We start from the raw sequence: 20278 nt of genomic DNA on the forward strand, positions 1-20278 counted from the left end.
AAACGGACTACGACTCCCCGCGTACCGAGGGGTGCCAGAAATTGACTTTTTTCTCCAGCCGCACCAGCAGCGCGTAAAACACCGACCCAACGACGGAGGCCACCACTATCGCCGCCCACACCGTGGACATATGCATGCGCGCCGCCTCCGTCGAAATACGAAAGCCCAGCCCGGACGTGGGGGAACCAAAAAACTCGGCGACAATCGCACTGATGAGCGCCAGGGTGGCATTCACTTTCAATGCATTGAAAATGAAGGGTAATGCTGCCGGCAAACGTAATACCCACAGCGTTTTACGCGGCGTGGCGGCATAGCAATACATCAGCTCGCGCTCCAGCTTGCCGCTGGCCTGCAATCCCGCCAGCGTGCTGACCAGCGCGGGGAAAAACGTCACCAGCACGATCACCGCCGCTTTGGAAGGCCAGTCAAAACCGAACCACATCACCGCAATAGGCGCGACCCCCACCAGCGGAATGGTGCTCGTCAGGTTGGCCAACGGCAGTAGTCCACGTTGCAGGAAGGGCAGGCGGTCAATCAGGATCCCCACGGCAATGCCCATACCGCTGCCCAGCAGATACCCCACCAGCACCGATTTCAGTACCGTTTGCACAAAATCCCCGCTCAGCGGCCCGGCGTTTTGGTACAGCGCCCGAACGATATCAAGCGGCGCAGGCAGCAGCACCTGAGGTACGGCAAACACCGTGACCAGCAGTTGCCAGAAATAGATCACCCAGACACCGAACAGCGTCGCCACCACGCTGGCGGGCAGTTTACGGCTATCGATCGTTGCCAGCCGCTGTACGCTGTGACATGCCAATAATCCCAGGGCAAAAATAGCCAACCAGTATGGCGCATCGGCCTGCGCCATGACGCCGGGAAGGAGCAACAGCCCGGCCGCCGCCACAATCAGTACCATCAACAACGCCAGATACCACGGTGATGATAACGGCAGCATTGCCAGCACCGTCACACATAGCAGCAACAGTAAAACCGCCATCACGGACACGGCGGTTCCCGCCAACATGCCGGGAAGACATTGTCCCAGCCCCAGCAACGCGGCAATCAACGCCACGACAAGGCCAACGCCACCGGGAACGGATTTACGCATCATCGACCCCCTTGACGGCGTTTCATCACGCCGTATTCCGTCAGGCTGACCAACGCGGTCAACAGCAGTCCCAGTAGCGACGCCATCACCAGGGCGGACCAGATCTGGATGGTGTTGCCATAGTAGGAGCCGGTAAGCAAGCGCGCGCCTAATCCCGCCTGCGCCCCGGTCGGCAGCTCCGCCACCATCGTACCCACCAGCCCGCTGGCTATCGCCACCCGAAACGCCGGAAATAAATAAGGCAGAGCAGACGGCAGCCTCACCATCCAGAAGGTATCAATACGGCTGGCGGCGTAGGTATGCACCAGTTCCATTTCCATCTTCTGCGGTGAACGCAATCCCTGCACGGTGGCAATCGTCACCGGAAAGAAACAGAGGTACATGGCAATGGTGGCTTTCGGCAGCAGGCCGGTAATCCCCAGACTGCCCAGAATAATCAGCACAATCGGCGCGATAGCCAGCACCGGCACCGTTTGTGATGCCACGATCCACGGCAGTAAGGCTTTATCCAGCGTGCGCGAGTGCACAATGCCAATCGCCAACAGCAGGCCAAATACCACGCCCATTACAAAACCCGTCAGCGCGGCGCTGGCGGTTACCCAGGTGTGCAACAGCAGATTACGGGGGGAGGAGACCGGCCATTTGGTCAAACTGGCCCAGATATCCGCCAGAATCTGGTGCGGCGCCGGCAGAACCGGACGCGTCATATTCAGCGTGGTATAAAACAGATCGCGCCAGTTCCAGTCGCCTGCCGGAGCCAGCGTGCGTTCAATCGCCCCCTGGGCATTCAACCCGACGGCCAGCAGATACCAGAACGCCACCGCGATAGCGATCACCACGCCAACGGGTAAGGCCCGGTAGCTTAAGGTGTTAATGTTCATGGTGTCCCTCGATCAGTGCTTCCCGTACCTCTTGCGCCAGACGAATAAACGCCGGTGAGTCACGCAGGGATAAATCCCGCTGGTGCGGTAACGGCGAATCAATGACTTTGACGATGCGGCCGGGACGCGGCGACATAATGACAATACGGGTGGACAGATAGACCGCTTCGGAAATGGAGTGAGTCACAAACACCATCGTGCGCTGTTCGTTGTACCAAAGCTGCTGTAGCTGCTGATTCAGGTTATCGCGGGTCAACTCGTCCAGCGCGCCAAAAGGCTCGTCCATCATCAGGATTTTGGGTTCAAACCCCAGCGCCCGGGCGATAGATGCCCGCTGTTGCATACCGCCCGACAGCTGCCACGGATACTTTTTCTCAAAGCCGCTCAGGCCGACGCGCGCCAGCTGCTCGCGGGCAATCGCTTCAATCTGGGCAGGCAATTTCCCCTGAATCTGCAATGGCAGCATGACGTTAGCCAACACGGTACGCCACGGCAACAATACCGGCGCCTGAAACACATAGCCATAGGCCCGCGCCAGACGGGCTTCCGATGGCGTCATATCATTGACCCAGACTTCGCCTGAGGTAATCGATTCCAGATCGGCAATCACCCGCAGCAATGTCGTTTTGCCGCAGCCGGAAGGGCCGATAAAAGAGACAAACTCCCCCTGACGGATAGTCAGATTCACATCTTGCAGCGCGTGCACCGGTCGATCGGCGGCGGGATAGATAACATTGGCGTCACGCACAACGATTGCCGGTCTGGCGGTTGCCGGGGCTACTGGCGTCGTTATGAGAGAAGACTCATCTGCGTACATTAGTTGGCTCATACCGGTATCCCCTCCTGGCGATTTCTGACTATCTGGTTAGGTTTCCGGACTGACTGATGCCATTTCCATGCCAACGTTTATTTTTTGCCCGACCTTACGGACTACGTGGGCTTTTGCATCGGCGCTTAAACCCATGCCAGCACATTTGGTGCAAATCGCCGCGCAATTGCCTCTATTTGGAGCAAGATGCATACATAAAACGTATATTTAATTTTGATACGGGGGGAAGGTGGCGCCCCTCTGGCGTAAAAGGGGCTGAGTCGGGAGGTGCCTTTAGGATGAGCAGCAAGGATGCTGTGAAAGCCAGTGCCGCGTCGGGAACGCGTCACTGGCGGTCCGTCAAAAGGTACCTCACGGCGAAGGAACCGCGCAGCGGCTCCGTTTCGCCAAAAGCCATGAGGTCAAGGAGCAGCGGCGATTGAGCGCTCCTTGTCGGGCGCGTGCTACGTCGTTGCATGGAAAAACGGCTATTCTTCGCGCACGAAATCTCACTGGATCCATATAGGGGATCTTGCCGGAATCAACAAAACTTATCGTTAATCTCCTCCAGAACTTCATCAATGATACCCAGCCCCTGCCGCACCTCATCCGCCGTCACGATACAGGGCGGCACCACATGCAGGCGGTTTTCCGCGATAAAGCCCAGCAATCCTTTAGCGAGCAATCGGGTTTTTATTTCTCCCATCACCGACGCCGGCAACGGCGTTTTATTGACCGGATCGGAAACCAGCTCCAGCGCATGGAACACGCCGATACCGCGCACCTCGCCAATAATTTGATATTTTTCACCCAGTTTGCGTAACCCGGCCGCCAATATGCCATCCCCAATCTGCGCGGCATTCCCGACGATGTTTTCCTCTTCCATCGCATCCAGCGTCGCCACGATGGCGGCCATCGCCAGAGGGTGCCCGGAGTAGGTCAGGCCGCCCGGGAACAGTTGCTTATCGAAGAAATGGGCGATGGGTTCAGAAATCAGGACGCCCCCCGCCGGCACATAGCCCGAGTTCACGCCTTTGGCAAACGTGATGAGATCCGGCTCGATGCCATAATGCTCAAAAGCGAACCAGGAGCCGGTGCGGCCGAAACCAGCCATGACTTCATCCATAATCAACATGATGCCAAACTCGTTAGCCAGCGCCTGTACGCCCGCCAGATAGCCCGCAGGCGGAATCAGAATCCCCGCCGTGCCCGGAATGGTTTCCAGCAAAATCGCGGCAATGGTGTTTGGTCCCTCGCACTCGATTATCCGGCGCAAATGGTGCAATGCCGCCTGACACTCCTCAGCCTCGGTGGTTGCCAGAAACTCACTGCGATACAGATAAGGCGTAAAGACATGGATATGGCCGCGGGAATATTCATTGGGCAAGCGCCGCCAGTCGCCCGTGGCGCCAATCGCACTGCCGGTATTACCGTGGTAGGAGCGGTAGCCAGACAGGATCTTCTCTTTACCGGTAAACAAACGCGCCATGCGGATTGCATTTTCATTGGCATCCGCCCCGGCATTGGTGAAAAACACCTTACTGAATTTATCGGGCGCGCGCGCAACGATGCGTTTGGCCGCCTCGCCGCGGGTCAGATTGGCGATTGCCGGGGAAATGGTCGCCAGTAAATCCGCCTGAGTCTGAATGGCCGCAACCACTTTCGGGTGGCGGAAACCAATATTGGTGTTAACCAACTGGCTACTGAAATCCAGCCAGGATTGCCCGTCATAATCCCAGAGCCGGCTCCCTTCCCCGCCCGCAATTACCAACGGATTCAACGCCCCCTGCGTCGCCCAGGAGTGAAAAACATACTGTCTGTCCAACTGACGGACATAATCATTAGACAATGCAGATTCATTCTTCAACGTCATCTTTCCATCCTCATCATTACGCGGGCATGTATCGCATATGTGGGTCAGCAACGACCTGTAAGCATGGCAAAACCGCAGCGTAACGCCATACATACCGCCATCAAGTAGAAAAAATCAGACTAGGGATAAAAAAGGCAACGGGGATAGAGCCAGATCGAGAATAACCTTGGGCCAGTTGATGCCGCGCCCGCGTTACCGGCTGATTTGTCCCATACATTCCTGGCAACTGGCTCTGTCAGAGGCGTCGATCCCTTCGTAAAGTTGAAAACCGTTTATCACTCTCAGAAGAGGACATTTTCATGCGGAATATTGTGTTTATCACCGGAGCGACCTCTGGATTCGGCCATGCTGCGGCACGCCACTTTGCCGCCAATGGCTGGTCGCTCATCCTCTCCGGCCGACGTGAAGAACGCCTGAGGGCGCTGTCGGATGAGCTGTCGGCATACGTACCCGTTTACTATTCGGTATTGGACGTGCGTGACGCGCAGGCCGTCCAGAACATGGTGGCGACCCTGCCTGAAGCCTTCAAAACGGTTAAGACGCTGGTGAATAACGCCGGATTGGCGTTATCTCCTCAGGCGGCCCAACACGTTGAATTAGCCGACTGGCACACCATGATCGATACCAATATTACCGGATTGGTGAATGTGACCCATGCTTTACTACCGACGCTGATTGCAACCGGAAAAGGGGCCAGCATCATCAATATCGGCTCCATTGCAGGCCAGTGGCCGTATCCGGGAAGCCATGTCTACGGCGCCTCAAAAGCGTTCGTCAAACAGTTCAGCTATAACCTGCGCTGTGACCTGCAAGGAACCGGAGTGAGAGTCACCGATCTGGCGCCCGGTATTGCCGAAACCGAATTCACGCTGGTAAGAACCAAGGGCGATCGGGCCGCGTCCGATCGGTTATACCGTGGCACCACGCCGCTGACCGCCGAGGACATAGCCGGGCAAATCTATACCGTGGCGACGCTACCAGACCATATGAATATCAACCGCATAGAGATCATGCCGGTACGTCAGGCATGGTCGTCTTTCGCCATCGACCGCGACTAGCATGACGCCATGCTGAAAACCCTTTTCAACCGACGTTGATTACAACGTCGGTTTATCTTCACCGTCAGATTAATCCCCCGCCATACCCTGCGCACAAAAACACGGAAAGTGAGTTTGTTGCGTAACCTTCCGGTTACTACCCCACTTCGATTCAGGTACGCTATTTGCTTGTTTCCCCGATAGACGTTGTTAATTTCTGGGGAGCGGGAAATGATTGACCACTGTCTGCATATCGATTTTGTTTCGACCAGAAGCTTGCAGGAACAACTACGGGAAACGCTGGTTACTTCTATTCTCGCCGGTATTTTTCCTATTAACGAACCGTTGCCCTCATGCCGTAAATTATCGTGCCAGTTGAATATTTCGCGCAACACCGTAGCGCTGGTTTACGAAGGCCTGCTCAATGACGGCTATCTGGTCAGCCGCCCACGCAGCGGGTATTACCTGCACCCAAACTATCATCACACCGATATCTTTCCCGAGATGCCGAACAACAGGCCGCCAGCGGAAATGGCGCCGCGGGCACCGGAATGGGGCAAGCGATTCAACATTTGCCCCAGTAACTACCTCACCGCCATGAAACCCGCGCAGTGGATGGATTACCCTTATCCCTTTATTTATGGTCAGCCCAATACGCAGCTATTCCCGCTGGAACAATGGCGTGAGACAACGCGTAAGGTCACAGGAACCCATCATGACCACGGTTGGCTATACGACAATATCGATCAGGATGTCACGCTGCTGGTTGAACAGGTGCGCAAGCGTATTCTCCCCAAACGCGGCATCATCGCCCGAGGCGATGAAATCCTTATCACCCTGGGTTCACAGAACGCGCTCTACCTGCTCGCCCGTTTGCTGTTCAACAAAAACTCCCGCATCGGCGTCGAAAATCCGGTCTTCCGCGAAGCCATTAATACCTTCTCATTGCAGGATGCCCATATTATTCCTCACGCGCTGGACAGCGAAGGCATCCAGCTGACCGAAGCCTCGCGTACCTGCGACTATTTCTATGTCACGCCCAGTCATCAGGCGCCAACCGGCATCAGTATGAGCAACGCCCGCCGTACCGAGCTGCTTGAACACGCCTGTCAACACGACCAAATCATCATTGAAGATGATTACGATTCTGAAAGCAGCTTTGATCCCTACCCCAAAGCCGCGTTGAAAGCCTGTGATATCCATAATCGGGTCATCTACGTCAGCAGCCTGTCGAAATCGCTGTCGCCCGGCCTGCGTCTGGGTTATCTGGTTGCTCCATCTGAACTGATTGATGAACTGCGGGCGCTCCGTCGTCTGTCCTATCGTCATCCGCCCGCCAATATCCAGTACCAGATGGCTCACTTTCTGGCACAGGGTTATTATGAAACTTACCTGCATCGCTATCGCGAAGATTCCGCCAGACGCTGGAATATCCTCAACGATGCGCTGAATACCTATCTTCCCGAGTGTACCCGTCTTCCCGGCAGCGGCCCCGCCAACGCGTTCTGGCTGCAAACGCCCGCGACCGTCAATACACAGCAGCTGGCATGGCGCGCAGCCCATGCCGGCGTACTCATCGAACCTGGTCAGGATCGCTTTCTCGACGGGCATCCACCGGAAAACTTTTTCCGGCTGGGCTTCCATGCCATCAAGACCGAACAGATTGAACCCGGTATTGCCCGTCTGGCGGAGGCCTTTCACCATACCCGGTCGGCCCATCGTCGCTAGGGAATCCTGACTTGACTCTCCTGTTCGTCCTGATCGACCGCGAAGCACGCGACTTTCTGTTCGCCGTAGAGCTTCAACTGAGGCTGGAACTGAGTACAGGTACTGAAACAGCGCTGACAACGGGCGTTAAACGCACAACCCGGCGGTGGATTCAGCGGGCTGGGCAGTTCACCTGTCAGCTTGATGCGCTCGCGCCGTAAATCCGGATTCAGCCTTGGCGTCGCCGACAGCAGCGCCTGCGTATACGGATGACGGGGATTGTTGAAGATGGCGTCTTTGCTGCCCTGCTCCACACAGCGTCCCAGATACATCACCATCACTTCATCGGCGATATGCTCCACCACCGACAGATCGTGAGAGATGAACACGTAGGACAGCCCCATATCCTGCTGTAGATCCATCATCAGGTTTAACACCTGAGCGCGCACCGACACATCCAGCGCGGACACCGGTTCATCGGCAATCACGACATCCGGGTCCAGCATCAGCCCGCGGGCAATCGCAATACGCTGACGTTGACCACCGGAAAACATATGCGGGTAACGGTCATAATGCTCCGTTTTCAACCCGACCTTCGCCATCATTGCCAACGCCTTTTCACGGCGCTCGGCTTTTGACAGTCCGGTATTGATCAGCAACGGTTCTTCCAGGATCTGCCCGACTTTCTTCCGCGGATTAAGCGATCCATAGGGATTCTGAAACACGATCTGGATCTTCTGACGACGCAGCTTCTCCGCCGTTTGATCCGGCTTCAACAGATCCTGTCCCTGATAGTAAAGCTCTCCGCCCGAAGGGATTTCGATCATGGTCAGCAAGCGTCCCAGCGTGGACTTGCCGCAGCCGGATTCCCCAACCACCGCCAGCGTTTTACCGCGCTCCAGCGTAAATGACACGCCATCCAGCGCTTTCACCAGACGCTCCGGGGCGAAGAAACCGGTCTTCACCGGATAATGCTTTTTCAAATCAATCGCATGCAACAAGTGCGGCTGCGATATTATGCTATGTTGGCTCATATGCTCGGCCTCCCCGCATCATCCAGCGGTGTATGACATTTCACCTGACGACCAGGAATATCACGCAGTTCAGGCTCTTCCTGACGGCAACGGTCATGGGCATAGGGACAACGCGGATTCAACAGACAGCCGTTCGGACGGTCATATTTCCCCGGCACCACGCCCGACAACGACGCCAATCGTGATTTGTCCGCAGCAAATTCCGGCAGGGCGCGTAGCAATGCCTGCGTATACGGATGGCGCGGCGCACGGAAAATATCCGACGCTTTGCCCGATTCCACCACCTGACCGGCATACATCACAATAATGTGTTGCGCGGCTTCTGCCACCAGGGCCAGATCGTGCGTAATCAGAATCAGCGCCATGTTTTCACGCTGTTGCAATTCCAGCAGCAGTTCAATGATCTGCGCCTGAATCGTCACATCCAGCGCCGTGGTCGGTTCATCTGCAATCAACAGCTTCGGCCGACAGGCGATCGCCATGGCAATCATCACACGCTGGCTCATCCCGCCGGAAAGCTGGTGCGGATAAACATCCAGACGTGAAGCCGGATCGGGGATCCCGACCAACGTCAGCAGATCGATAGCCCTCTGACGACGGGTCTTGCGATTACCGCCCTGATGCGCTTTGACCGCTTCCATAATCTGGAAACCCACGGTGTAGCAGGGATTCAGACTGGTCATCGGGTCCTGAAAGATCATCGCGACTTCAGAACCGACCAGCTGACGCCGTTCTTTCTCGGAAATTTTCTTTAAATCACGCTGGTTGAATTCCAGCTTGTCAGCCATGACTTTGCCGGGATAATCAATCAATCCCATAATCGCCAGCGAGCTAACCGATTTACCGGAGCCGGATTCACCGACAATCCCGACAACCTGGCCCTGTTCGACCTGGTAGCTGATACGATCGACCGCGCGAAACGGGAGGTCCTCGTCACCAAAGTGAACCGACAGTTTATCTACATTGAGTAACGCCATCTCTCTACCTCTGTTACTGCTTGAGTTTGGGGTCGAGAGCATCACGCAAGCCGTCCCCCATCAGGTTAAATGCCAACACCGTCAGCAAAATTGCCAGACCAGGGAACGTCACCACCCACCAGGCGCTTTGCGCAAACTGCAAAACGTCGGACAGCATGGTGCCCCACTCCGGCGTTGGCGGCTGTGCGCCCATACCGAGGAAACCCAAAGCAGCCATATCAAGAATGGCGTTAGAAAAACCAAGAGACGCCTGCACAATCAAAGGCGCCAGGCAATTGGGGAAAATGTTGACGAACATCTGGCGGAGCGCCCCTGCGCCCGCTACGCGTGAAGCCGTGACGTAATCGCGGTTGACCTCCACCAGTACCGCCGCACGGGTCAGACGGACATAGTGCGGCAAGGCGACAAAAGTCAGCGCCAGTGAAGCATTCACAATCGACGGTCCGAATACCGCAACCAGCACCAGCGCCAACAGCAGACTTGGCAGCGCCAGCATGATATCAACGATACGCATGATAATGGCATCCACCACCCCGCCGAAATACCCGGCCAGCAAACCGAAGATCACGCCCAGCACCAGCGAAAGCACCACCACCAGACACCCCACCAGCAGCGACAGGCGCGCGCCGTGCATCAGGCGGGATAAGACGTCACGACCGACGTCATCCGTGCCCAGAATAAACTGCCAGCTTCCGCCCTCCTGCCAGACGGGTGGATGCAATAAGGCCTCACGGAACTGCTCGGCAGGCGCATGCGGCGCCAGTACATTGGCGCCGACGGCAATAATCAGCATCAGCCCGACATAAACCATGCCGACTACCGCCCCTTTATTACGTTTGAAATAGTGCCAGAATTCCTGCACCGGGGTCATTGGCTTAGGCGCACTATTTACAACAGGTTCAGTGACTTGTGTCATCTCAGCCTTCCCCTTATTTCTTGTGACGGATGCGTGGGTTAACCACGCCGTAGAGCACATCCACCAGCAGGTTAACCATAATGATCATGGTGGCCACCAGCAGAACGCCCCCCTGCACCACCGGATAGTCACGACGCTGCAAGGCATCGATCAACCAGCGGCCCAGCCCCGGCCAGGAAAAAATCGTTTCCGTCAATATCGCGCCGGCCAGCATGGTGCCGACTTGCAAACCAATCACCGTGACCACCGGCAACATGGCGTTGCGCAGCGCATGTACCACAATAACGCGCAGCCGGCTTAACCCTTTGGCGCGCGCAGTACGAATGTAGTCTTCTCCCAGCACTTCCAGCATGGCCGAGCGCGTCATGCGCACAATCACCGCCAGCGGGATCGTACCCAGTACCACGGCCGGCAGGATCATGTGCTCAACGGCATCAATAAAATCCCCGGGTTCGCCCCAGAACAAGGTATCGATAAGCATGAATCCGGTAAGCGGCATACTTTCATCAAGGAAAACGATATCGCTGATGCGTCCCGATACGGGCGTCAGATTAAGATGGACGGAAACCAGCATGATCAACATCATGCCCCACCAGAAAATGGGCATGGAATAGCCGGCCAGCGCCAGCCCAACGGAGGTGTGATCGAAAATTGAACCGCGTTTTACCGCCGCCAGTACACCGACAGGGATCCCGACGATGACGGCGAAAATCATCGCACAGGTTCCCAGTTCCAGCGTCGCTTTAAAACGAGGAACGAACTCTTCCCAGACAGAAATACGGCTCTTGAGGGAAATCCCCAGATCGCCTTGCAACACACCGCCAATATAATGGAGATATTGCTGCCACATCGGCTTATCCAACCCCATTTCGGCCAACAGCTGTGCATGGCGCTCGGCGGAAATGCCACGCTCACCCGCCATGATCATCACCGGGTCACCCGGTATCATGTGCACAAAAGCAAAGGTCAGTAGGGTAATACCAATAAACGTTGGGATAACCAGCCCCAAACGCCGGAGTATGAACTGCAACATATCCCGAACTCTCTGTATAAGTGTGCCCGATTGCTCATTGGCGACCGGGCTTATCATTGCTCACCGCTAAAAAATCGCCAGGCGCGATTTTTAACGTCGTGTACGACGGCCCGCAGGGTGACGGGCAGCAAGCCCGCCATAACATTTAACGGGCAAGAAACCCCGCCTCCACGGTTCCTCTAACGAGCAACCGCAAGGTCGGGGTTTTCAATGTCCATGAAAAATCAGTGGCTGAATTAATCCAGTGTGACGTTGTTGAAACTGTGCACACCGCGTGGTTGAACCACATAGCCTTTGACGTTTTTACGTATCGGTTCGTACACCGTGGAGTGCGCAACAATCAGCGCCGGCGCCTGATCGTGCATCACAACCTGAGCCTGTTTGTACAGCTCAATACGTTTTTCATGATCGGAAACAGAACGAGCAGGCTGAATCAGATCTTCAAACGGCTGGTAGCACCACTTGGAGTAGTTGGAACCCTGCTTGGCAGCATCACAGCTGAACAGCGTGGCGAAGAAGTTATCCGGGTCCCCGTTGTCGCCAGTCCAGCCCATCAATACGGTCTGGTGCTCGCCGTCTTTGGCACGCTTGAGGTATTCGCCCCATTCGTAGGTCACGATTTTGGCCTGAACACCCACTTTCGCCCAGTCAGACTGGATCATTTCAGCCATACGGCGGGCATTGGGGTTGTAAGGGCGCTGTACCGGCATCGCCCACAGGTCGATGGAGAAACCGTCTGGCACGCCCGCTTCTTTCAGCAGGGCTTTGGCTTTTTCCGGATCGTAAGCGTAGTCTGTAACGTCGTCGTTATAGCCCCACATGGTCGGCGGAATCAGGTTCTTCGCCGCTTGCCCTGCGCCCTGATAAACCGCTTCGATGATGGCGGATTTGTTGACCGCATAGTTCAGCGCCTGACGAACTTTCACGTTATCCAGCGGTTTTTTCTCAACGTTGTAGGCCAGATAGCCGACGTTCAGACCCGGTTTTTCCAGTAACGTAATGTTCTTGTCTTCTTTCATGCGCGCCAGATCGGCCGGGTTCGGATACGGCATCACCTGGCATTCGTTTTTCTGCAACTTGGCGTAACGCACGGAAGCATCCGGGGTGATGGAGAAGACCAGACGGTCAATACCCGGTTTGCTTCCCCAGAAACCGTCAAAGGCGCTGTACAGAATACGGGAGTCTTTCTGATACTGTTGCAGTTGGAACGGACCCGTACCGATTGGGTTCAGGTCGATTTTTTCCGGCGTACCCGCTTTCAGCATATTATCGCCATATTCAGACGACATGATGGAAGCAAAATCCATCGCCAGATCAGCCAGGAACGGCGCTTCAGGGCGGGTCAGCTCAAAGCGAACGGTATAATCATCCACTTTTTCAATTTTACCGATCAGTTCCAGCATCCCCATTCCCTGATAGTATTCATAGCTGCCGCCAGAAACTTTATGGTATGGGTGGTTGGCATCCTGCTGACGCATAAAGGAGAAAATCACGTCGTCGGCATTGAACTCGCGGGAAGGTTTAAAATCTTTATTCCCTTGCCACTTCACGCCCTTACGCAGATGGAAAGTGTACGTTTTCCCATCGTCGCTGACATCCCATTTCTCTGCCAGACCCGGTTCAATATCGGTGGTGCCGTCTTTAAATTCAATCAGACGGTTATAGATAGGAATGGAACTGGCATCAAACGTGGTGCCGGAGGTAAACAGCTGAGGGTTGAATCCTTCTGGAGAGCCTTCTGAACAATAAACGAGAGTTTTTGCCTGCAGACCTGCTGCGACAGACATTGCCAGCAGACCCAGGCCGAGTTTCAGTACCCTTGATTTAGCCAGGGAATTTGCCATTACTTGTGCTCCAATGTGGGTGATGTTGTGTGTTCATTCGGCCAGACCTGTATTTTTAAATGCCCCGGTCCGTACCCTGTTGCCCGAAGGCATAAATCAAAATGATTGAGGAGACGTGCTTGCTACAGCGTGCACAAAACTCACGAACGCCTGTACGTCGTATTTTTCATACAATCCGCAGTTTCCCCTTTAAGTGACGTCCTCAATTTGTCAACAGATCAAAGAGACGTCAATATAAGCAGTGGGGATTTACAATCCCATCCCTTATCATTTCGAAAAATAAAATTCAGCTTTTAGAATAAAACCACTATTTATATCTCGGTTTAATCCGTTAAATCAGGTTAAAAAACCATTAATCCGCATACAAAAAGAAATTATCACCATTAAAAAAACTATAGTAAAACCTACTTGTATGTCCAAGATATGAGCACTATTTTTTGTTAACAAGGTTAACGGCAGGTGAAAATCCTGCCTTCTAATAAGCAAAACTGATATTGATTTGGTCCATTATAAGCAGGAATATGACTATCTACGCTTCATAAAAAAACTTTATGACAAGTTATAGACCATCGGTACGGCTTCCGATCCGCGACAGGATCATGTGGCGGAGCGAAGATGTGGAAGCACGCCGTTTGCTCAAGCCGGGGCGGCTACAGAGGCGAGTTTGGCATCGATAGATGTTGGTGTCGCATGACATGAGTATCCGAAGTAATACATGAAAAATTCATATGCACTTATTCATCTAATTAACACTAAAAACAAATTAAATTTTTAGTTATGAAATTATTATCACTAATAATCAATTTGTGTATTTACTTATTCGCAAAAAATGGCATTTTTAACTTATTCCAGTTTGTACCTCCCCGCCAAAATTCTTCATTTCCATCATCTGAAAATTAATTTAATTACGAAAAAAGAATATAAGTTATTTAAAATGGAGTTGCTGATAACTTCACAAATCATGAAATAACATATTATTTTTAACATTCCCCCATGCTAGATTACCGGCTAATAAAAATACGCACTGAAATAACCCCCTATCATTTTTAGTTTTTTATTATTTATTGATAAAGAACAAAAAAATGGAATTTCTTACTTTTAGAAAATAATGCACAGGTTTTCCTGTACCTACTGTCATAGCAGGGTGAACACAATGAAAAAAACCGAAACTGATATTCTATGTGATAACAATATCGCCATAGATTCACCGATCTCCACCTCATTCATGGATATTCTTTTCAGAAAGAAAATAGGCTCTGTCCCTGTCCTCCTTTTTATTGCCATTGCGGCTATTGTTACTATCTCCGCCTACGAGGGCTTTCTGCCTAAAAATATGATTGGCGGTTTCGCCATTATCATGACGATGGGTTTTTTACTGGCGCACATCGGACATAATATTCCGGTATTTAAAGATATTGGCGGTCCGGCAATTCTTTGCCTGATGGTGCCGTCCGTGATGGTGTATTTTGATCTCTTCAATGAAAACACCATGAAGACCGTGCACCTGCTGATGAAAGAGGCGAATTTCCTTTACTTCGTCATCGCCTGTCTGGTGGTCGGCAGTATTCTTGGTATGAACCGCAAGATCCTGATTCAGGGCATGATCCGGATGTTCGTTCCGCTGGTGATCGGTACCGTAACCGCATTGGCTACCGGCTTGCTGGTTGGCAAACTGTGCGGCTACAGCCTATACCACACCTTCTTCTTCATTATCGTACCGATTATCGGCGGTGGTATCGGTGAAGGCATTCTGCCTCTGTCATTAGCCTATTCGGCGATCCTGGGTCAAAGCCCGGATGTCTATGTCGCACAGCTCGCCCCGGCGGCCGTGGTCGGTAATATCTTCGCTATTCTGTGCGCGGGGATTCTGTCTCGTCTGGGAATGCGCCGTAAAGATCTGACCGGTGAAGGCCGCCTGGTGCGCAGCGATGAAGACAACGCGTTGTTCGTCACCAACGAAGCGCCCAAACCGGTGGATTTCCATTTGATGGGTGGCGGGCTGCTGATGATCTGCGCTTTCTTTATCATTGGCGGGCTGCTTGAACATGTGGTTCATATTCCAGGACCGGTACTGATGATTCTGATTGCCGTATTTTGCAAATATGGCCGCGTTATTCCCGCCATCATGGAAACCGGCGCGCACAGCGTTTACAAATTTGTTTCCAGCTCACTGGTGTGGCCGCTGATGATCGGCTTGGGTATGCTGTATATCCCGTTGGAAAGCGTGGTTTCCGTGTTCTCGGTCGGCTATGTGATCGTTTGTGGTTCGGTCGTATTGTCTATGGCTCTGGTCAGCTTCCTGATCGCGCCACGCCTGAATATGTATCCAATTGAAGCATCCATCGTAACGACCTGCCACAGCGGACTGGGCGGAACCGGTGATGTGGCGATTCTGTCAGCATCCAACCGTATGTCGCTGATGCCGTTCGCACAGATCGCGACCCGTATCGGTGGAGCATCAACGGTGATTGGCGCGACACTGCTGCTGGGGTGGTTGATGTAATTCAATCAGCGCCTGACGCGACAATCAATGCCAGTCGGTCACGTTGACGACTGGCATTTTTACTTTCTCTCTCCGCGGCGATCTGCTTTCTCGTGATATGGCCGACCGCCATTCCGGCGGATCGCTTAGCCCACGCCCGCCAGATGCAGATCGTGCAGATTAATCGCCCCCACCAGACGGCCTTCGCTGTCCACCACCGGCGCGGCGGAAATATGTTGCTGATGCAGCGCATCCAGCGCAGAACCCGCGCGCCAGTCGGCCGAGAGTTGATAACCCGGCCGGGTCATCGCCTGTGTTACCGGCGCATCCAGCCCATTGCCTTTCACCAGCCAGCGGCGTAAATCGCCATCGGTAAACACGCCGCTAACCCGGCTATCATCATCGCACACGACAATCAGGCCCATACCGGTACGGCTCAGTTCCAGCATTGCTTCCATCACCGAACCTTGCTGGCCAATTTTGGGCAACCGATCGCCGGTGCGCATCAGGTGATGCACACGGTTAAGCAACCGTGCGCCCAGACTTCCGCCGGGGTGCGAGCGGGCGAACTGTTCGGTGCTGAATCCGCGGTAGCGCATCGCCGCCATCGCCAGCGCATCACCCATCATCAGCGTGTTGACTCCGCTTGCCGTCGGCGCCAATCCCATAGGACACGCCTCGCGCGTAACGCTGATATCCAATACGCAGGTAGCGGCCTGCCCCAGAGGAGACGCCGCATTACCCGTCAGCGCGATGATCGGGATACGACGCTCATTCAACAGCGGCAGCAGCGTATGCAGTTCCTGCGCCCGGCCAGAGTAAGAAATAAAGATGACGACATCGTCTTCCCCGATCATGCCCAGATCGCCATGCAGCGCTTCCGCCGGGTGCACAAAAAATGCCGGCGTGCCCGTGCTAGCCAGCGAAGCGGCTATCTTCTTGCCGATATGCCCAGACTTGCCAATTCCCGACACCACCACTTTACCCCGGCACGCCAACAGTAAGCGGCAAGCGTCGGCGAAACGCGCATCCAAACGCGTCAGCATACGCTGGGCTTCCGCAATTTCAATTTCCAGCGTCTCGCGCGCGAAGGCCAGCAAACGTTCATTCATCGTCATTATCCACCAGCATCACATTAATCCCCTTTTCCCGTAGTGCGCGCAGATAATCCGGACTGATATCGCTGTCGGTGATCAGGATATCCACATCTTCCAGCGAACAGACCACGTTCGGACTTTTACGGCCAAACTTGGACGAGTCTACCAGCAAAACCCGCTGCTTGGCGGCGCGGCACATCGCCTGGCTAACCGCGTGTAACTCATTGAACGTGGTCACACCGGCGTTCATATCAACACCGTCTGCGCCGATAAATAACTTGTCAAAACTGAAATACGAGAAGGCGGCCTCTGCCAGACTGCCGTGAAAAGAGGCGGAGTTTTTACGATAAGTCCCGCCAGGCATCAGAATGGTCTGGTCGTTATTCAGCTCAACCAGCTCATTCACAATACTCAGGCTGTTAGTCATCACCGTAATATTGTTGAACTGCGCCAGCCACGGCACCATTTGCAGCACCGTGCTGCCCGCATCGAAGATCAGCGAGTCGCCATCGTCAATCAAAGTTGCCGCCACGCGGGCAATCTGCTTCTTTTTGGCCGTATTGATGTGGGTTTTACGATCGATTGGCTGATCGCCTTCCTCACGGCTCAACATCACGCCGCCATAGGTGCGGATAACCGCGCCTTCCTCTTCCAGCACCGTTAAATCCTTCCGGATTGTGGTTCCGGTAGTATTAAAACGGCTAACCAACGCTTCCACCGAGGCTTTGCTGTGAGTTTGCAGATACTCAAGAATGGCGGCCTGCCGCTGCTTAGGTTTCATCACGATATTTATCCCGATATGCTATTTTCACCGCTTCCTTTACAAACCGACAACCGCATAAAAACCAAAGAATGAAAGGAAGTTTCTTTTAAAATGAAAATATCATGATTTCGGTTTAATCGCTAATGAAAGCGCCATTTGACATGCCAGCTCTTTCGGGAAGATCACATTTGGCGTCAGTTGCGTTCTCTTCAGGCCGATCAGCGCCGGCATCGGCTGCGGGCGGGCGAATACCGTGAAACCGCGCATGATAAACCCGTCGCACACTCGCTCCTGTTCGTCAAAAGCCAGCGCCATCACGACTCTGGCCTTAAATCTGCCCGTCGAGCGCCCAATTCCCACCGTCACGCCATTGCTGCATAGCGCGTCAAACGCCTGATTAAAGCGACGCAGTTGCCACCACCCCAAAGCAATCTGCAATACCCAGGCGCCGATGGCGCACGTAATCAAAACCGATGCCGGATTCATCTCTCCTCCCGTTACGATCTTCCTCCGGCATTCCGGCTCAGAGAAGCCCGTTTGTTCAGAACATCACCTGTCCGCCGGTGATATTGATCGACTGACCGGTACAATACGACGCCTTATCGCTGGCGTAATACAGCAGCGTGTTCAGCACATCCTGATAGTCACACCCCCGCTTCAGCGGTACTTTGTCGGTGTAGTACGTTTCCACCTCTTCCGGCCGGATACCCAGTTTTTCGGCATACTGCGGAATTAGCGACTGGAACATCGGCGATTTCAACAGATTACCCAACATCAAAGAGTGCACGGTGATACCGTACTCGGCCAGATCCAACGCCATAGACTGCGTCAGCCCAACGCCGCCGAACTTGGCCGCGCTGTAGCCGGAGTTGTGTTTGCTGCCCACTTTCCCGGACTTGGAGTTAATCTGAATGATGCGCCCGGCAATGCCGTCGCGGATCATCAGGCTCGCGAACTCGCGCGCGCACAGAAAATAGCCGACCAGGTTGACCTGCAACGACAGGTCGAAATCATTGAGTTGAAACTGGGTAAGCGGCGCCGCTTTCGCCACGCCCGCGCTGTAAACCAGCAGATTAACCTGACCGAAATGCGCGTCCACTTCCTGCGCCAGCTGCCTGACCTGCGCTTCATCCGTTGCATCCGCGCCAAAACCCCAGGCGCTGCCGGCGCCGTAACGCGCATTAATCTCCTCCGCCACCTCATCGGCGTGCCGCGTGTTCAAATCGGCCACTGCCACGCGATATCCCGCCTCAGCCAATCCCATACACAGGAACGCACCGAGAGTCTGTCCCCCACCGATGACGACCGCAACCTGTTTCATATATCTACTCCTAACTAAAATTTAAGCCAAAATCGTTAACGTACTGCCTACCGGAATATCTTTTGGCGTCGCGCCCGCCACGTGGATGGTGCCCGGAAACTCCGCCTGGGCGGCGCCGTCAAACCGGATGGTGATATGCCCCAGCTCCCGCAGGTTCTGCGTCGCCACGCCGCCTACCGCGGTGATCGGGTACTCAGCGTCAGCCAGCCTCAGCGTGCTCCCGGCGCTCACTTCGCCATTCATCTCGCCGTGCCGGTGGATAAAGCAGAAAGCTTCGATATCCGCCGGCGCACCTTCGCGAAAGGTAATCATCATGTTTTCAATCAGCGACTCGCGCGCGTTATCTCCGACCCGGGTAAAAACCGTCTGAAAAATCGTATTCATGCGTACTCCTCAATCGAATGAAGTTACTGATAAATAAAGCCGGATACCGCCCAGGCGAGCAGCACGGTAGGGGCGCCGGTCAGGAAACGCCCCACCAGAACCGAAGGCACGCCCACGCGTACGGTGTCCTGTTTGGCTTCCGCCAGCGATAGGCCGACGGGAATGAAATCGCACGCCGCCTGCGCGTTAATCGCGAACAGCGCCGGCAACGCCAGATGCGGCGGAATGCTCCCCTGACCGATCTGCACGCCGACCAGCACGCCGATAACCTGCGCGATAACCGCGCCGGGGCCGAGAAAAGGAGAAAGCAGCGGGAACGAACAGATCAACGCCAGCGTCACCAGACCGATCGGACTGTTCGCCAGCGGCGTCAGGCCATGGGCAATCAGATCGCCCAACCCGGACGCCATGATGATGCCGATCAACGCAGAGACGAATGCCATAAACGGCAGGATGGTTTTCAGTACCGTGTCGATGGTTTCCCGGCCGGCCTGGAAAAACACCGCCACCACCGACCCCATGCCCATGCCGATTTTGGCCAGCAGCCCATCGCTCTGTTCGGTAATTTTTCTGCTACTGTCGTACTCTCGCTCAATTCCGCCAGCGGTTGGAGCGGCTTTAGGCGCCGTAACCTCGTCACCCGACGCGTCCACCCGTTGAATATGCTTGTCGCGTACGCCAGAGACATAAATATCCTCGGTGATGAACTGCGCCAGCGGGCCGGACTTCCCGGTAGAGTGGATATTCACCGTCGGAATACGGCGCTTGGGATAGATCCCGCAGCGCAGCGTGCCACCACAGTCAATCACGGCTACGCCGATTTCCTCTTCCGGCGGTTCGCCGTCTTTAAAGCCATCCACCGCCGGCCAGCCGGTCAGTTCACTCAGGCGATCGACAATAGCCGGCCGCGTTCCCGCCGTTATATACACAATCTTCTTCCCGGGCACGGCCTCAATCAGTAACGGGCCACCCCAACCGCTTTCGCCTTTTTCGATACGGACTTTGTTCATATA

General features: G+C 54.5%; 18 protein-coding genes. 3 read left to right on the forward strand and 15 right to left on the reverse strand.

Features of this window, described 5'->3' with window-relative positions; genetic code table 11:
• Positions 1-7: 7 nt before the first annotated feature.
• From B4923_RS10860 to B4923_RS10875, 4 genes are all read right to left on the reverse strand, one after another.
• Positions 8-1111: an ABC transporter permease gene (locus B4923_RS10860; protein ID WP_245929554.1), complete on the reverse strand. Its 1104-nt coding sequence runs from the start codon at positions 1109-1111 to the stop codon at positions 8-10.
• On the reverse strand, positions 1108-1989 hold the full coding sequence (locus B4923_RS10865) for an ABC transporter permease (RefSeq protein ID WP_109054383.1): 882 nt from the start codon (positions 1987-1989) through the stop codon (positions 1108-1110). The genes B4923_RS10860 and B4923_RS10865 overlap by 4 nt, the downstream gene beginning before the upstream one ends.
• Positions 1979-2818, reverse strand: coding sequence for an ABC transporter ATP-binding protein (locus tag B4923_RS10870; protein ID WP_109054384.1), 840 nt, complete (start codon positions 2816-2818; stop codon positions 1979-1981). The genes B4923_RS10865 and B4923_RS10870 overlap by 11 nt, the downstream gene beginning before the upstream one ends.
• Before the next feature lie 520 nt (positions 2819-3338).
• On the reverse strand, positions 3339-4670 hold the full coding sequence (locus tag B4923_RS10875) for an aspartate aminotransferase family protein (RefSeq protein WP_109054385.1): 1332 nt from the start codon (positions 4668-4670) through the stop codon (positions 3339-3341).
• Between the two features lie 299 nt (positions 4671-4969).
• Between B4923_RS10875 and B4923_RS10880 the strand changes: the two genes are divergently transcribed.
• Positions 4970-5728, forward strand: a complete 759-nt coding sequence (locus tag B4923_RS10880; RefSeq protein WP_109054386.1) for an SDR family NAD(P)-dependent oxidoreductase — start codon at positions 4970-4972, stop codon at positions 5726-5728.
• Positions 5729-5938: 210 nt separating this feature from the next.
• Positions 5939-7435 carry a MocR-like pyridoxine biosynthesis transcription factor PdxR gene (pdxR, locus tag B4923_RS10885; protein WP_109054387.1) on the forward strand — a complete coding sequence of 499 codons (1497 nt, stop codon included), beginning with the start codon at positions 5939-5941 and terminating at the stop codon, positions 7433-7435.
• Here the strand turns inward: pdxR and dppF are convergent.
• From dppF to dppA, 5 genes are all read right to left on the reverse strand, one after another.
• Positions 7432-8448: a dipeptide ABC transporter ATP-binding subunit DppF gene (gene dppF / locus B4923_RS10890; protein WP_109054388.1), complete on the reverse strand. Its 1017-nt coding sequence runs from the start codon at positions 8446-8448 to the stop codon at positions 7432-7434. The genes pdxR and dppF overlap by 4 nt on opposite strands.
• Positions 8445-9425, reverse strand: coding sequence for a dipeptide ABC transporter ATP-binding protein (gene dppD, locus B4923_RS10895; RefSeq protein ID WP_109054389.1), 981 nt, complete (start codon positions 9423-9425; stop codon positions 8445-8447). The genes dppF and dppD overlap by 4 nt, the downstream gene beginning before the upstream one ends.
• Before the next feature lie 13 nt (positions 9426-9438).
• Positions 9439-10341: a dipeptide ABC transporter permease DppC gene (gene dppC, locus B4923_RS10900; protein ID WP_109054390.1), complete on the reverse strand. Its 903-nt coding sequence runs from the start codon at positions 10339-10341 to the stop codon at positions 9439-9441.
• 13 nt (positions 10342-10354) lie between these two features.
• The gene (gene dppB, locus B4923_RS10905; protein WP_109054391.1) at positions 10355-11374 is read right to left on the reverse strand and encodes a dipeptide ABC transporter permease DppB; all 1020 of its coding nucleotides are present in this window, start codon (positions 11372-11374) and stop codon (positions 10355-10357) included.
• 236 nt (positions 11375-11610) lie between these two features.
• Positions 11611-13218, reverse strand: coding sequence for a dipeptide ABC transporter periplasmic-binding protein DppA (gene dppA, locus B4923_RS10910; RefSeq protein ID WP_109054392.1), 1608 nt, complete (start codon positions 13216-13218; stop codon positions 11611-11613).
• 1153 nt (positions 13219-14371) lie between these two features.
• Here dppA and B4923_RS10915 point away from each other — a divergent pair.
• Positions 14372-15721: a 2-hydroxycarboxylate transporter family protein gene (locus tag B4923_RS10915; RefSeq protein WP_109054393.1), complete on the forward strand. Its 1350-nt coding sequence runs from the start codon at positions 14372-14374 to the stop codon at positions 15719-15721.
• Between the two features lie 125 nt (positions 15722-15846).
• Here B4923_RS10915 and gutQ read toward each other — a convergent pair whose 3' ends face one another.
• The 6 genes from gutQ to srlE all read right to left on the reverse strand — a co-directional run bounded on the left by gutQ (position 15847) and on the right by srlE (position 20275).
• Positions 15847-16812, reverse strand: a complete 966-nt coding sequence (gene gutQ / locus B4923_RS10920; protein WP_109054394.1) for an arabinose-5-phosphate isomerase GutQ — start codon at positions 16810-16812, stop codon at positions 15847-15849.
• A complete protein-coding gene (srlR, locus tag B4923_RS10925) occupies positions 16805-17578 on the reverse strand; it encodes a glucitol operon DNA-binding transcriptional repressor SrlR (protein ID WP_109054395.1) in 774 nt (257 codons plus the stop codon). The genes gutQ and srlR overlap by 8 nt, the downstream gene beginning before the upstream one ends.
• A 102-nt stretch (positions 17579-17680) precedes the next feature.
• On the reverse strand, positions 17681-18046 hold the full coding sequence (gene gutM / locus B4923_RS10930) for a transcriptional regulator GutM (RefSeq protein ID WP_109054396.1): 366 nt from the start codon (positions 18044-18046) through the stop codon (positions 17681-17683).
• 55 nt (positions 18047-18101) lie between these two features.
• Positions 18102-18881 (reverse strand): sorbitol-6-phosphate dehydrogenase, encoded by a 780-nt coding sequence (gene srlD / locus B4923_RS10935; RefSeq protein WP_109054397.1) that lies wholly within the window; start codon positions 18879-18881, stop codon positions 18102-18104.
• A 21-nt stretch (positions 18882-18902) separates the two neighbouring features.
• Positions 18903-19265 carry a PTS glucitol/sorbitol transporter subunit IIA gene (gene srlB, locus B4923_RS10940; protein ID WP_109054398.1) on the reverse strand — a complete coding sequence of 121 codons (363 nt, stop codon included), beginning with the start codon at positions 19263-19265 and terminating at the stop codon, positions 18903-18905.
• Between the two features lie 23 nt (positions 19266-19288).
• Positions 19289-20275 carry a PTS glucitol/sorbitol transporter subunit IIB gene (gene srlE / locus B4923_RS10945; protein WP_109054399.1) on the reverse strand — a complete coding sequence of 329 codons (987 nt, stop codon included), beginning with the start codon at positions 20273-20275 and terminating at the stop codon, positions 19289-19291.
• Positions 20276-20278 lie beyond the last annotated feature (3 nt).

The organism is Brenneria roseae subsp. americana, from assembly GCF_003115815.1.
Classification (GTDB): domain Bacteria; phylum Pseudomonadota; class Gammaproteobacteria; order Enterobacterales; family Enterobacteriaceae; genus Brenneria; species Brenneria roseae.